1 protein-coding gene is annotated in these 241 nt (G+C 66.0%); it reads left to right on the top strand.

Features of this window, described 5'->3' with window-relative positions; all coding sequences use genetic code 11:
• A partial coding sequence (locus tag SCA31_RS25225; protein WP_410699673.1) for a hypothetical protein occupies nt 1-241 on the top strand: 241 nt, incomplete at both ends.

Raw genomic sequence — 241 nt, 5'->3', positions numbered from 1 at the left:
TCCTGCGGCGCCAAGGAATACTCCCTCGATGCCGAGCGTGTGCTGCTGCGCTTCGACATTGCCCCCGGCGAGACACTCCCCCGCTATTTCCTCTCCAGGCGCAGCGCGCTCGAGGCCGTGCATCTGCTCGCTATCAACAGCGATGGCGCGATCAGGGAAAACACCATTCCCGCCGCCGCCCTGCAGAGCTCGATGGCCGGTGGCTATTTCAAGGCGCCCCTGCCGGAGCTGACCGGCGAGA

The sequence above is a fragment of the Chryseobacterium sp. SIMBA_028 genome, from assembly GCF_046535285.1.
Taxonomy (GTDB): domain Bacteria; phylum Bacteroidota; class Bacteroidia; order Flavobacteriales; family Weeksellaceae; genus Chryseobacterium.
The sequence above is the reverse complement of the archived record's forward strand: the minus strand, read 5'-3'. Positions and strand labels throughout refer to the sequence as shown.